The following is a 13,455-nucleotide window of genomic DNA, read 5'->3' on the forward strand; positions in this document are numbered from 1 at the left end:
AAATCTACTAAGTATTACTCTTGAATGACAAAATATCGATAAAAATATACAAGTGGCAACTTTTATTCATAAGGAAATCAACATGATTTCCTTATGAATAAATACTCATTTTTGAGAATCGGAACAGAAAAAGAATCAAGGTAGCTTATATATATAATAAGTGTCTATATAAAACAAAGTAATGTAATAGAAAAGAACAGAAGGGAGGGAACATTGTGAACACAGATCAAGCATTTTACATGTTAAAGGAAGCAGGATTATCGGATAGTAGAAGCATTCAAACAGTAAGACGTTGGTTAAATGAAGGCAAGGTTAAATATGATGGAACAGGGAGTAGGAATACGGAAGCCTTTTCGGTTTTTGACAATGCAGCTTCAGCGCTAGTTAAGGAAAGAACTAATCAAGATAAAGACAAAGATGAGATCATCCGCTATTTAAAATTAAAAATAAAAGAAAAAGATGTATATATAGAAGGGGTAGAAGAACTACATAAAACAGCAACAAAAGTATTATCCCACCAAAGAGATATGTTAACTAACGAAATAATCCAATTAAAGAATGAAAAAAGAAAATTACATAATGAAACAATGGATTTATTAAAAGAAAATATTCAATTACGAGAAGAACTAATAAAATTAAAAGAAGAAAGGCTTACAGGTGAAAATAGCGAAAATAACAAACTTTACAATACTGTCCAATATGATCTTTTGCAAAAATTCGGTCTATCAAAAAAGGCGAGCAGTAATGAAGTGTTATCAGCATATAAAGAATTACTGAAACTTACTCATCCAGATCATGGCGGCAACACAAAATTATTTCAGTATATTAAAACTGACTACGATAATTTTAGAAATAGCATCAAATAATAAGTCATTCATTGTGTAAAATAAAATCAACTATTTATTCGTTAAGACGACATATACAAAGCTAAAAAACATATATACATATAAAATTTATTTACTATCACAATGCATCAGATAACAATTTATCAGGTGCATTTTTGTTTTTTTCTTAGCTATATTCTCAAAAAGTTTGATTTCATGAAAATTCTCAATTATATGAAGTAGGATAACGAAGGGATTTATAATTTAGGTTTTTTTATTGGTAGTTTTATTGATAAAAAAAACTCCTTACACTACAATATGTAATGGAAGGTGATGAAAATGAACATAAACAATTTTCGCTATGATGAAGTTGGATTAAATCGGTTCTTTGGTCCTTTAGAAGCAAAAATCATGGACATTCTTTGGGAAGGCTCTGAAAAGAGTATAAAAGAGGTTCAACAGCAGCTTGAAAAAGAAAAAGCGACGAATTTTAATACAGTTATGACCGTGATGAATCGGCTAGTTGAAAAGAAAATACTAGAAAAAAGAGCAGAAGGTAGATCATCGCTTTTTAAACCTGTAAAAACGAAGGATGAATTCATTGAAGAGCAATCAAAAAAGCTAACAGAAAATCTGCTAGATGAATTTGGCGGACTAGTTGTCAATCATATGCTCGATTCTTTGAAAGAAGTTGATCAAAGTTTACTCGATCGACTAGAACAAAAAATTGATCAATTAAAAAAAGGAAAAAGTAAATAATGTGGAGATACAAATCACTAGTCGTTTTAGGTCTAGGTCTTTTCTTTGCGATTTTGCTGTTTGTTCAAATGGGGATGTATGTACTTAATCATTTGTTAGGAACAATGATCAATCTAAATATCTTTCAACTTTGTATAAGCTTATTTAGGGGAAATACAGTTGTCTATCATTCTGTTTTATTAGGTGTAAATACTTTTATTGCCTATACCTGTTTCATTCTTTGTAAAAAAGTAGTCCTTCAAGTAATTGATATAAATAGAGTTAAGAGAAAAATTGCATTACTAAAAAATAGTCAGTTGACTGAACAAATAAATAAAAAATACTATCGTAAGCATATGGATATTCATGTAATAAATTGTCATGAGCATATTGCGTTTACCTTTGGGTTTTTTAAACCAACCATTGTTCTTTCTACAGAACTTATTGAGATGTTAGATCATGCAGAGCTAGAAGCAGTTATTTATCATGAATCCGCTCATCAAAGGTACTTTGATCCACTCAAAGTATTTGTTCTCCAAATGATTTCTGAGGTTATGTGGTATATTCCACTGACGAAATGGGCGTATCAAAATTATAAAATTATGATAGAACTTGCTGCTGATGAATATGCGGTTAATCTAATGGGTTCAGAACTGGGACTTGGTAGTGCACTTCTTAAACTTGTAAAAACACGACTAAAAGGGAACGTAACATCTGTACTTGTCCCATTTGCAGATGGAACTGTAGACTTTCGAATAAAACAATTAATTGAGCCAGAGTCGTCAATCCCTGTAAAGTTACAGACAAAATCGGTTTTTATCTCGATTAACATGATCTTGCTCTTAATGGTTTTAATGGTTATTGTTTGAGTGTTTAGCTTAGTGGTTTACTTGATAATAAAGTGTTATGTCTTGACCAATATGTATATATACACTACAATGTGTAGTGTATATATATGAAATAAGCAACAGCATATTTTTTTACACACTTACACTACGTGGTGTAGTGTTTTAGATGTTGTTTCTATTAAAATATGAAGGGAGAAAAATAAAATGAAGTCTTTTGAGGTTGGTACATTTATTCTACGTGTTTTTTTAGGTCTATCATTTGTCATTCATGGTTTAGCAAAGTTTCAAGGTGGGATTGGGAATACAGCAGGTTGGTTTGATAGCATTGGTATACCGGGATTTATGGCGTACATAGTTGCTGGGATTGAGTTACTTGGAGGGCTAATGTTAATTATAGGTTTAGGCACTCGCTATATATCTGCGCTGCTTTTTGTCATCATGATTGCAGCAACAGTAAAAGTGAAATTATCTGCTGGATTTATGGGGAATGGTCAAGGTGCAGGCTATGAATTAGATTTAGCATTTGCAGTGATTGCTCTCTTCCTCTTTCTAAATTGGAAGTCACCTCTATCTCTTGATGCAAAGCTAGCAAATAAAGAAGCGGCCTAAGCTAATTAGAACGAACAATATAAAAGAAGGTGTCCACATGTCGAAAGGAAAGAATAGTAAAAAACAAACAAAAAGACAATCTCCAAAGATCATTTTCTGGATCGTAGGTTTACTTGCGATCTGTATGGGAGGTTTACTTTTTTTATCAAATACAACATCAAAAGTTGAGGCAATTGATTACAATAAACAACCGTTTCTTGGTGAGGAATCAGCACCCGTTCAAATTGTTGAGTTCGGTGATTACAAATGCCCAATTTGTAAGAATTTTAATGAGTCATTTCTTCCTCAAATTCAAAAGGATTTTATTAATACTGGGAAGGTTAGATTTTATTTTATGAATTACTCGTTTATTAACGTTGATTCAATTCGTTCGGCGAAATTCGGAGAGGCTGTTTATAAGGAGCTAGGGAATGAAACCTTTTGGGAGTTTCATGAACTTCTATTTAACAAACAGCCTAACGATTTAAAATATGAAAGAATGGATATTTTTACAGAAGAATTTCTTGAAGATGCGCTAAAGGAAATTGTTTCTGAAGAGGAAGCGCAAAAAGTAGTGAAAACATTTCATAATAAAGAGTCCGAGTCAGCTTGGGATCATGATATGAAAGAAGCTAGCAAATTAGAAATAACTGGAACGCCAACTCTTTTTGTGAACGGTAAAAAATTTGAAGGTAATAGCTATGAAGATTTCAAAGAAATGGTTGAAAACGCAGCAAAAGGGGAGTAATTACTCGATGAATAAAGCATTGCTAGTCACATGGATTACTTCTCTCATTGCGACATTAGGAAGTCTGTATTTTAGTGAATTTTTACATTATACGCCATGTACTCTCTGCTGGTATCAGCGGATTCTTATGTATCCACTAACACTTTTACTAGGAATTGCTTTTTATTATGGGGATCGTAAAGTGTATAAATATGTATTGCCGATATCAATTGTAGGAATGCTCATTTCAGCCTACCATTATTCTTTGCAAAAAATCCCAGTACTGCAAAAGTTTGAGATGTGTACAAGTGGTATCCCTTGCTCAGGCGAGCATATAAATGCATTAGGATTTATCACGATCCCATTTTTAGCTTTCATTGCATTTAGTATGATTACGATTATGATGTTCGTCCTTAAAAAAAATCACTGATGATTAATTTTAGGAATCTTTAAATAGGTTCCTATTTTTTATTGTTTTGGAAATTATAAAATTCTTGAAGCGCCTAGCCCCTAGAGGGGCTGGTCAAGGCGCTTGCGCTTTTGTTCTTGAAAAAGAAGCGAGAGAAGATTCTCGCTTCCTAGTAGTGAGTGGATAGTGTAAATAATAGAAGGGGGTTAAAAGAGGATATTACAAGGATTAATTAGTTGTAAAATGATGCACCAACAATAATTAATAGGATAAACAAAACAACAATTAAAGCGAAACTGTTACCTCCATTGTAGCCCATATAGTTCACCACCTTTATTAAGTGATAATACATCTTATGAACAAGGAGCTTGTTTTGAATGGTACATGCATGGAGATAAAAAAAATGGGCGTTTTTTTAGTGAAAATTATGGAGAAATAATAAATAGTTAAAATATATAGAAAAATGCCGATATATATTCATATAGGACATCTAATGCTAAATACAAAAAAGAGAGGTAAAAAAAGTGAATAAACAACAATATCGGTTATCAGGGACAAAATTTAATTTGAAAGCAAAATTATATATAACATTTGCAGTTATGCTAATTGTTCCAACCTTAGTAGTGGGTCTCTTAGCATATAATAGTGCGAAAGAACAGCTAAAAGAAGAACTATTAGATGGTGCTGAAGATAATGTTAAGCTACTAAACTCGAATATTAATAACACGATTGCACCTAAAATACACGATACAGATTTTTTCTCAGAAGAAATTAGTGCCCAACTCTATGACAAAGGTAGTGAAAACTCAGAGGTAATATCAAAATTAAAACAATACATCGATTTACATCCAGAGGTTCAGACAATTTACGTCGGGACAACTGATGGACTTATGATCACGTATCCTAAAATAGAGTTACCGAGTGATTTTGATCCTAGAGAACGACCATGGTATCAAGAAGCAGAACAGAAAAAGGGAGAAAGTATCGTTACTAGTCCATACATTGATGTAGATTCGGGTGATATGGTAGTAACAATAACTAGAACATTAAATGATGGTTCTGGTGTAATAGGTATTGACTTAAATATAAAAAATTTAAAAGCAACAACTGAAGAAGTTAGAATTGGGAATGAAGGATATGCGATCCTTTTAGATGCACAAAAAAACTTTATTGTAAGTCCAATAGCGGAAACCGGTTCACAGGCAAAAGAAACATTTTATAATAATCTCTACACAGAACCGTCAGGACAATTTCAATATAAATTAAACGGATTGGCAAAAGAAATGTACTTCCTCACAAATGAACTCACAGGCTGGAAAGTAGCAGGAACAATGTTTTCCAATGAGGTAAATGATACAGCAAAGCCAATATTAAATACAACAATGCTTATTATCGCGATATCGGTCATTGTTGGTGCTGCAATAGTAGTAGTTATTGTGTTATCCATAACAAACAGATTAAAAGATTTGCAGAAAAAAGCAAAAAAAATAAGTGAAGGTGATCTAACTGAAAATATCAAAATTACCTCAAAAGACGAGATTGGTGATTTAGGACAGTCATTTAGTGATATGCAGTCTAGCCTTCGTACATTATTAAAAACGGTAGAAGATAATTCGGTACAGGTTGCATCAGCTGCAGAGCAACTTACGGCTAGTGCAGAACAGACAGGTATTGCTACACAGCAAGTTGCAACTGCCATTCAAGAAGTAGCTGGTAGTGCTGAAAAACAAACCTATGGTATAGATAAAAATGTTGATTCACTTGAAGAAATCTCACAGGGCGCAAACATAATTGCTCAGAACTCTTTGAATGTAACAGATCTTTCAAAAGAAACGATCTTTAAAGCCGAAGAAGGAGGAAAATCTGTTAAGAAAACGGTTGACCAAATGAACTCTATTTTTCATTCAGTCAAAGAATCTAATGAAATGATTCAATCCCTTTCAGATCGGTCTAAAGAAATCAGTTCAATAGTAGAAGTGATTACTGGTATATCAGATCAAACAAACTTATTAGCATTAAATGCTGCGATTGAAGCGGCAAGAGCTGGTGAAGCAGGTAAAGGCTTTGCGGTAGTGGCGGATGAAGTCAGAAAGCTAGCAGAGCAATCACATGTTTCCGCCCAACAAATCGTTCAACTCATCCATGCGATTCAGCAAGACACTAAAAATGCTGTAAACAAAATGTCTAAAGTAACAGATGATGTTAAGGATGGTTTAACGGTTTCAGATGAAGCCATAAAAAAGTTCCAAGAAATATTATTAAGTATGAAAGAAATAACCCCTCAGATGGAATCTGTATCAGCAACCGCTCAACAAATGTCTGCAGGAGTACAAGAAGTAGCAGCAACAGCAAATGAAATAGCGGATGTTGCAAAAAGCAATGCCGCAACATCTGAGGAAGTAGCAGCATCGACTGAGGAACAATTAGCTTCAATGGAAGAAATAACGTACTCTGCCAAATCACTCTCAACTATGGCAGATGAATTGCAAAGTGTGATCCAAAAATATAAATATTAAAGAGAGTAAAAAACTATTAATGTAGAGGAGGATAACTCAAAATTCTTTATATAAAGACTTTGGGTTTGCCTCTATAAAATTAATAAAAGGATCAAAAAAACAACCTTCACTCAAGGTGAAGATAAGCTTGGAATAGTGTTTGAAAGCTTAGGATTAGGAAAGCCAAGCTTAAATACAGAAGTGAATAGCTAATGAAATAAGGAAATTAACTTTCCTTTTTCTTTAAAAATGACTACCAGTCCGAAGTATTATCGTGCTGGTTTTTTTACGTTTTGTGACTTGAACAGTAGTATTGTATGTCTTTAGACCTTGAAACAAAAGACAATATCGGAATTATTCTAAATAGGTAAAATTCTACTAAAAATTAACATGAAAAAAGTCATAAAATATGATTGAATTACCATATTTTCTTAATAACGGTGCGTATTATACTATAATAAGAACGGATTTTGAATAGTTCTAAAACACTAAAACCAAATGATTGCATGGAAGGAGGTGAAACTTTGAGAATAGTTAAACGTTTTTTGTTTAGTTGTTTACTTATTTGTGCATTGTCCATTCCAGCTTCTACATTTGCAACATCTGGTAGTACATATTCAAACCAAAATTTCTTTCAAACTGTTTTTGATTTTATTTTTTCCGAAGACAATGGAGCGGAGTATTGGGGAAATAAGAGTTCGAATGGAAATGATTGGTTTGATTATGAATGGGTTAAGAGTTATGGCCAAAACCAGTGGGACGATTGGAAAGAAGATCGGGATGATCAAGACTTGGGGAATTGGGATGGCTGTCTAAAACATGAGAATCGTTGTATTGAGTCTATCGATATTTGGAGAGATTGGTACTGTGGCAAGGAAGATAAAGATCATAAACATGATTACGCATGGCTAATAATAAAGGTGATAGCTGGGATAAATGGAATTGGTGGTAATACATTGAATATGTAGGCTGATATTTTTATTTATATTGTGAATTATTACGACTTGCCTTTGGGTAGGTCTTTTTTTAATTCCTCTTGTCTAAGAAGTATTAGCAAAGACCTACCTGAAACATTGATAAATAATTAAGATTCCCAATAAAAGAACACACTACTGTTAATCATTTCCACAAATTAAGAACGCTGGATTCCAGAAGTAGAATAACTTTTAATCATCTTTTGTAAATTTCTATGTCCTTCGCGTAATTTAATTGTTTCTTCTATAATTTTTTGAAATCCTTCCAAGTCTTTATCGGATGCATTTAAAACGGACTTCGGAAGACCTTCAGCGATTTGTTGTAAGGTTATATCGTCTCTCAACAACAACTACCACCTTTCCTTAATTTGATAGACTAATATTTTGTCCTCTTTAATATTTTACGGTGAGGATCGCTTTTTCCTGCATGTAGCAGACAAAATTTATCTACATCTATCATCAGATTGTATGAAGAAAGGTGAAGAATATTGTTTTTTTAACAAATAACGACGGAAAATTATGGGGCTCTTGCGCTTTTGTTGCATCTATTCTTTTAATCTATTTATCACTTTATCTAATTCGCTCGTTAGATTACTTAAATAATTGACTACTTTAAATGTCTCTTCTGTCAGTTTATGTTGTTCATCTGTTGTACTTGCCACCTGTAAAGTGCTTTTTACAGCACGGAGAATCAATAATAAAAAATACCTATTACCCAGTTTGACGGAGTGGGGAATAGGTATTTTTTATATAATATGTATTAAATAACACTTGATAAAACACGCTTATTTTGTTGTTTATGAATATTTTCACCAACTAGAGTAATGCCATTGGAGGTAAGGTCAACATCGTCTTCTACCAAGACTCCTGATCCAACCACGGCTTTTTCGATATGTACATTATCTCCTATTACTGCATTCGGTAAAATGACAGAATCCTTAATAATTGCTCCTTTTCCTACTTTTACGCCACTAAAAAGTACGGAATTTTCAACAGATCCATAAATTTCGCAGCCCTCACTGATAAGCGACTGTGTCACTCTTGCATCTACATCAAGATACTGTGGAGGATGGGTTTGTTCAACCGTGTATACCTTCCAATCTTTTTCATTAAGAAGAATATTAGTTTCCTTTTTAAGTAAATCCATATTTGCTTCCCAAAAACTATCGATTGTTCCAACATCTTTCCAGTAGCCATTAAATTCATAGGCAAATAGTTTAAGATTATTTTGAAGCATAGCAGGGATTATGTCTTTCCCGAAATCTTTCGTGGAGAATTGATTGTGTTCTTCTTGTTCTAAATAATATTTTAATGTCTTCCAATTAAAAATGTAGATTCCCATGGAAGCTAAATTTGAGGTAGGATTTTTTGGTTTTTCAGCAAAATCTATGATTTGACCTGTATTTTCGTCCGTTTTCATGATTCCAAATCTACTTGCTTCATTCCACGGAACTTCGATGACCGAAATGGTGGCATCTGCTTTAGACTTCACATGCTGTTGAAGCATTTTGGTGTAATCCATTTTATAAATATGATCACCAGAAATAACGAGTACATGTTCAGGGTCATATTGTTCGATGATATGTTTATTTTGATAAATAGCATGTGCAGTGCCTTCATACCAGCGCTCCCCATTTTCACATTGGTACGGAGGGAGTACACTTAAACCACCTTCTCTTTTGCTTAAGTCCCATTCCTTTCCATCTCCAATATAACTTTGAAGAACATGTGGGTGATACTGGGTTAATACTCCAACTGTATCGATGCCAGAATTTCTGCAATTGCTTAATGTAAAATCAATGATTCGGTATTTCCCGCCAAAGGGAACGGCAGGTTTTGCTAAGTTTTCTGTTAAGTCTTTTAATCTTGTTCCTCTTCCACCAGCTAATAGCATTGCAATACATTGTTTCTTCAAAGATTGTCCCTCCTGAAAAAAGTTTCTTGATTTTATATTAAGCTTTTATAAGCGATCTTCTTCCCACAACTTATAAAAGTATTCTAACTCTTCCTCATCGATAGGAACTTGTTTATGTTCCTCATCATGGTTTACTGAATAAACGAACTCTTCCATTGAAATCCTCCTCTAAGTTGTCCTAATCAACAGGTTTTATCATAACAAAATTCAAGTATTATAATAATCAAAATATTACGCCTAATTTAGATCAGTCTCGACAAATGGGAGGGAATAACTACGTTTCGACGTTTTTATTTTAGATAATCTTGTAGAAATTAACATGATTCTTAATAAATTTGTCGAAACTTTTTTAATAGATATAGATAGTTTGGGTTATCATTCGTTTCTTTCACTAGTGTTAAGATGATAAATGGGAAGATATTAAAATCTTATTCTTTCAAATTCAAATAAAAGGAGATGAGGAAATGAATTATAAAATAATTCAAGAGGAAGCATTTGTTATTATTGGAAAGGGTTTTAGAGTTTCAATGGAAAATGGTGAAAATAACAAGAAAATCCCATTACTTTGGAAAGAATCTAATCAAAATGGATTTTCAGAAGCTCTTGCAAAGCAAGCTGGTGATTTAGGTTTATTGGGGGTTTGTTTAGACTTTAATCATCAAGAAAATGAATTTACTTATTTTATTGGCGCTGAGAAAACAACAGAACACTTTTCACCTGATTGGGAACTAAGAAAAATTCCTGCAGCGACATGGGCAGTTTTTGAATCCATAGGGCCAATGCCAGATACTATACAACAGGTCTGGAAAAATATATATTCTGAATGGTTTCCTTCTACTGGATATGAGCATGCCAATGGACCTGAATTTGAAAGTTATTCTGAAGGTGATCCAAATTCAGAGGATTATCGCGCGGAAGTTTGGATTCCAATAATTAAAAAATAAGTAGTTTATCAAAAGAGTTTTGCATAATCAGATTTATTGCGACGTGATTCTGGTTGATTTAAAAATTAAAACCTCTTACTTAACGTTTCCCTTTATCTTTGCTAATAACCATAATGTTATAAATAAATTTAGACAATCAAGTTATCACCTTGTCCTCTGCATTTGAATATACTGTAGGAAAAATACAACAGGGTGATGCAGGTGAAAATTGTTAAGTTTTTTACTGACTGGTATCATGCTTATAAGGAGAAACACATTGCTAAAATGAAAGAACAGGGAAAGTGTCCTGTATGCCGTGGGCATGGTTTTTCTACAATAACAAGTCCTTATACAGGAAATACAATTGACTGCCATTTGTGTAATGGAACTGGCTTGTATGCCGAATGGGAGAAAAATAAATAAACAACTGAACCTTTTGAGAACTTCTGACTACAGTTAGAAGTTTTTTATTTTGTCCTGCATAAAAGTTTCCATACAGGGGATGATAAGCAAAGATTTATATTAATTAGGAAAGGGGAATGACCATGAATAAAAAATGGTATCTCATGATGACAAGTATTTTATTAGCTGCGATGGTGTCAGTAGGCTGTAACAATGCGGATCCGGATCCAGCACCTCCAGAAGATGACACCGGTGTTGAGGAAAATGGTGCAAACAATGACGCTAACGATATAATCGAAGGTGAAGAAAACGTACCTGGTGTAGATGAAAATGATACGATGAACAAAGATGACGAAAATGATGCGGATCCTGACCCTGAAGATCCAATTGAAGATGTGGAAGATATGGGTGACAATAATAATAAAGATGAATAGGTATATGAACGAGTCCTCACCTGAGGGCTTTTTCTTTTTTTTTATAGACTATAACAAAGTATCATCTACATCAACAGGATAAAATTGATATATTTTTAAATCAATCGTATTATCATTCTTTAAAATAATTCCTTCATCCTCTAGAAATTGTTTTTGAGTAATAAAAGAATCATTATCTCTAAAACCAATTTCTCCTTTTGCATTAATAACTCGATGCCATGGAAGTTGATGTTTAGCGCTCATTGAATGAAGGATTCGTACAACTTGCCGTGCCCCTCTTGGACTTCCTGCCAATCTTGCAATTTGTCCATATGTCATGACTTTTCCTGTTGGAATGTTTTTGATGATGGTGATTGCTCTTTCAGTAAAAGAAAGCATGATATCTACCTCTTTCATTAAGATAATAATTTATAATACTATTAATACGGTTTTAAGGACAGAGTAATTGGGAAAATCATATATAGTAGGAGAATTACTTTGTTTTGGCACTTTGTTTATTGGAGCTTAACGCCTGCAGCGGAAATCACCAACCAAGTTTAAAGAGCAAAAAGTTAAAAAAATTAAAAAAACACGTCCGATTTCCCACTAATTTTCATGTATACTAGACTTTTGAGTCTAAATTACATAGAAATAGGTGGAGAAATTGAACGGAACTGCACATGCAACAATTGGGGCTGGAGTCGGTTTTATCGTTTCCCAGACAGTTCATGCTGATCCAACTACAACATTATTACTAGTAGGAATGGGTGGAGTATCAGGATTGATTCCAGACATTGATATTGATGGGAAATTAAGCAACAAAATTACGTTATCACACACATTAATTCGATCGGTTGCACAATTAATTGGTATTTTGATGATCATCTACATTTTACTTGAAGGAACTGGTACAGAGCAATGGATGGGGATTGGTGCAGGAGTCGCCATTATTGTTATTTCATCCTTTATAAAGCAACGGCATATGCTGACAATTACCGGTCTTGGAGTGCTCGCAGGAGGGGTTTCATTACAAGAACTCTGGTTAATCTTACTTGGGGTCTATATCATTATCGCTTCTTTTGTTCCACACCGAAGCTATACTCACTCACTATTAGGAATTGGTTATTTTGCCTTCATTGCACATTATTTAGAACAAGCTTTTTCAATCGAGGGGATCTTTCTTGCATGTTTGATCGGATATTGTAGTCATTTAGTTGCCGATATGAAGGTTTTACCTTTTAATAAGCGCGGCGTGAAATTTTTCTTGCCTTTTTCTTCGAAAGAATTTTGAGGCTTGGATTTAAATAGTGAACCCTTAGTTCCTAAAAAAGCAACTAAGGGTTTTGTCAAATTTAATCTAAAATTTTAACTTCAACTTCTTGTCTTCCCCATTTTTTTGCTTTTGATTCTGATGGAATAAATACATCAATTCTGTTACCAGTTATTGCCCCACCAATATCCCCAGCAATGGCTTCACCATAGCCTTCTACATGCACTTTAGAACCTAATGGGATTACATCTGGATCAACAGCAATTACCTTTTTATCTGGATTTGCTATTAAGTCAATACCTGTTTTCGTTGTACCAGAACAACCTTCACAGTTTGCTGTATAAGCTGTTGCCGTTACTGTTAACGTTTCTTCAACAGAAGGTTCGGTTGATTCTTTTGAATCAATTTCAACTTTTGACGCTACTTTTTGTTTTGGTGTAGCTTTTGTTTGTTCTACTTCCTCGGAGTTCACATCTTCAATGATCAGCTCGTCACCGGGGTGGATAATATGAGAGTCAATATCATTCAACTCTTTTAACTCATTAATAGAAACGTTATTTTCTTTAGCAATATCCCAAAGAGAATCGCCTTCTACAATTTCATAGTGCTCTTGAAGCTTTAATTTATCTTCAGGATGAATGATATCACCTGATAAGTCATTCCATTCTTTTATATCTTCAACTGACAAATCTTTTTGATCGGCTAGATCCCAAAGAGTGTCGCCTTCTTCTACCGTAACTACTGCTGCAGACGCGTTCGCTGCGAAGCCTACTGATAAAGCTGTAGCTGTTATGATTGATAAAATGCCTTTTTTCATGTTATTTCCTCCTTGTTAGCTTGCTTTGTGCTAATCAATGAGTCCTATCTTAACATGAAAAACAGTCTATTAAAGGTCAAGCAGTTAACAGTTCCTTTACGTTGTTACAGTT

17 protein-coding genes are annotated in these 13,455 nt (G+C 33.7%); 12 read left to right on the top strand and 5 right to left on the bottom strand.

All coding sequences use genetic code 11. The features are described 5' to 3' along the window. Positions 1-215 precede the first annotated feature (215 nt). The 6 genes from WCV66_RS08865 (at position 216) to WCV66_RS08890 (ending at position 4,155) form a co-directional block, all read left to right on the top strand. Positions 216-866, top strand: coding sequence for a hypothetical protein (locus WCV66_RS08865; RefSeq protein WP_338788692.1), 651 nt, complete (start codon positions 216-218; stop codon positions 864-866). A gap of 297 nt (positions 867-1,163) precedes the next feature. After that, entirely contained in the window at positions 1,164-1,583 is a 420-nt protein-coding gene (locus WCV66_RS08870; protein WP_066340064.1) for a BlaI/MecI/CopY family transcriptional regulator, read from the top strand. Further along, positions 1,583-2,431, top strand: a complete 849-nt coding sequence (locus WCV66_RS08875) for a M56 family metallopeptidase (protein WP_338788693.1) — start codon at positions 1,583-1,585, stop codon at positions 2,429-2,431. Before WCV66_RS08870 ends, WCV66_RS08875 begins: the two co-directional genes overlap by 1 nt. Before the next feature lie 183 nt (positions 2,432-2,614). Beyond that, complete coding sequence (locus WCV66_RS08880) at positions 2,615-3,019, top strand: DoxX family protein (RefSeq protein WP_338788694.1); 405 nt, start codon at positions 2,615-2,617, stop codon at positions 3,017-3,019. Between the two features lie 37 nt (positions 3,020-3,056). Next, positions 3,057-3,746, top strand: coding sequence for a DsbA family protein (locus tag WCV66_RS08885; protein WP_338788695.1), 690 nt, complete (start codon positions 3,057-3,059; stop codon positions 3,744-3,746). A gap of 7 nt (positions 3,747-3,753) precedes the next feature. After that, positions 3,754-4,155: a disulfide oxidoreductase gene (locus WCV66_RS08890; RefSeq protein ID WP_338788696.1), complete on the top strand. Its 402-nt coding sequence runs from the start codon at positions 3,754-3,756 to the stop codon at positions 4,153-4,155. Between the two features lie 211 nt (positions 4,156-4,366). Here the strand turns inward: WCV66_RS08890 and WCV66_RS08895 are convergent, their stop codons facing one another. Continuing rightward, positions 4,367-4,453: a YjcZ family sporulation protein gene (locus tag WCV66_RS08895; protein ID WP_157094534.1), complete on the bottom strand. Its 87-nt coding sequence runs from the start codon at positions 4,451-4,453 to the stop codon at positions 4,367-4,369. A 280-nt stretch (positions 4,454-4,733) separates the two neighbouring features. Here WCV66_RS08895 and WCV66_RS08900 point away from each other — a divergent pair, with 280 nt between their 5' ends. Both WCV66_RS08900 and WCV66_RS08905 read left to right on the top strand, forming a co-directional pair. After that, positions 4,734-6,650, top strand: coding sequence for a methyl-accepting chemotaxis protein (locus WCV66_RS08900; RefSeq protein ID WP_338789424.1), 1,917 nt, complete (start codon positions 4,734-4,736; stop codon positions 6,648-6,650). A gap of 503 nt (positions 6,651-7,153) precedes the next feature. Next, complete coding sequence (locus WCV66_RS08905; protein ID WP_338788697.1) at positions 7,154-7,597, top strand: hypothetical protein; 444 nt, start codon at positions 7,154-7,156, stop codon at positions 7,595-7,597. Positions 7,598-7,761: 164 nt separating this feature from the next. Here the strand turns inward: WCV66_RS08905 and WCV66_RS08910 are convergent, their stop codons facing one another. Both WCV66_RS08910 and WCV66_RS08915 read right to left on the bottom strand, forming a co-directional pair. Continuing rightward, positions 7,762-7,947, bottom strand: coding sequence for a hypothetical protein (locus WCV66_RS08910; protein WP_066340045.1), 186 nt, complete (start codon positions 7,945-7,947; stop codon positions 7,762-7,764). Positions 7,948-8,363: 416 nt separating this feature from the next. Continuing rightward, positions 8,364-9,497, bottom strand: a complete 1,134-nt coding sequence (locus WCV66_RS08915; RefSeq protein WP_066340397.1) for a glucose-1-phosphate adenylyltransferase — start codon at positions 9,495-9,497, stop codon at positions 8,364-8,366. A gap of 485 nt (positions 9,498-9,982) precedes the next feature. Here WCV66_RS08915 and WCV66_RS08920 point away from each other — a divergent pair, with 485 nt between their 5' ends. The 3 genes from WCV66_RS08920 to WCV66_RS08930 all read left to right on the top strand — a co-directional run bounded on the left by WCV66_RS08920 (position 9,983) and on the right by WCV66_RS08930 (position 11,277). Next, complete coding sequence (locus WCV66_RS08920) at positions 9,983-10,462, top strand: GyrI-like domain-containing protein (RefSeq protein ID WP_338788698.1); 480 nt, start codon at positions 9,983-9,985, stop codon at positions 10,460-10,462. A gap of 201 nt (positions 10,463-10,663) precedes the next feature. After that, on the top strand, positions 10,664-10,864 hold the full coding sequence (locus tag WCV66_RS08925; protein ID WP_066340040.1) for a hypothetical protein: 201 nt from the start codon (positions 10,664-10,666) through the stop codon (positions 10,862-10,864). Between the two features lie 122 nt (positions 10,865-10,986). Then, positions 10,987-11,277, top strand: coding sequence for a hypothetical protein (locus WCV66_RS08930; RefSeq protein ID WP_338788700.1), 291 nt, complete (start codon positions 10,987-10,989; stop codon positions 11,275-11,277). Positions 11,278-11,325: 48 nt separating this feature from the next. On the opposite strand, the gene WCV66_RS08935 is transcribed toward WCV66_RS08930, so the two are convergent. Continuing rightward, complete coding sequence (locus tag WCV66_RS08935; protein WP_066340033.1) at positions 11,326-11,655, bottom strand: MGMT family protein; 330 nt, start codon at positions 11,653-11,655, stop codon at positions 11,326-11,328. Positions 11,656-11,920: 265 nt separating this feature from the next. On the opposite strand from WCV66_RS08935, the gene WCV66_RS08940 reads away from it, so the two are divergent. Further along, positions 11,921-12,547: a metal-dependent hydrolase gene (locus WCV66_RS08940; RefSeq protein ID WP_338788701.1), complete on the top strand. Its 627-nt coding sequence runs from the start codon at positions 11,921-11,923 to the stop codon at positions 12,545-12,547. 61 nt (positions 12,548-12,608) lie between these two features. Here WCV66_RS08940 and WCV66_RS08945 read toward each other — a convergent pair whose 3' ends face one another. After that, positions 12,609-13,343 carry a LysM peptidoglycan-binding and 3D domain-containing protein gene (locus WCV66_RS08945; RefSeq protein WP_066340024.1) on the bottom strand — a complete coding sequence of 245 codons (735 nt, stop codon included), beginning with the start codon at positions 13,341-13,343 and terminating at the stop codon, positions 12,609-12,611. Positions 13,344-13,455 lie beyond the last annotated feature (112 nt).

Origin of the sequence: Metabacillus rhizosphaerae (genome assembly GCF_037201795.1) — a bacterium.
Taxonomy (GTDB): Bacteria; Bacillota; Bacilli; order Bacillales; family Bacillaceae; genus Metabacillus; species Metabacillus rhizosphaerae.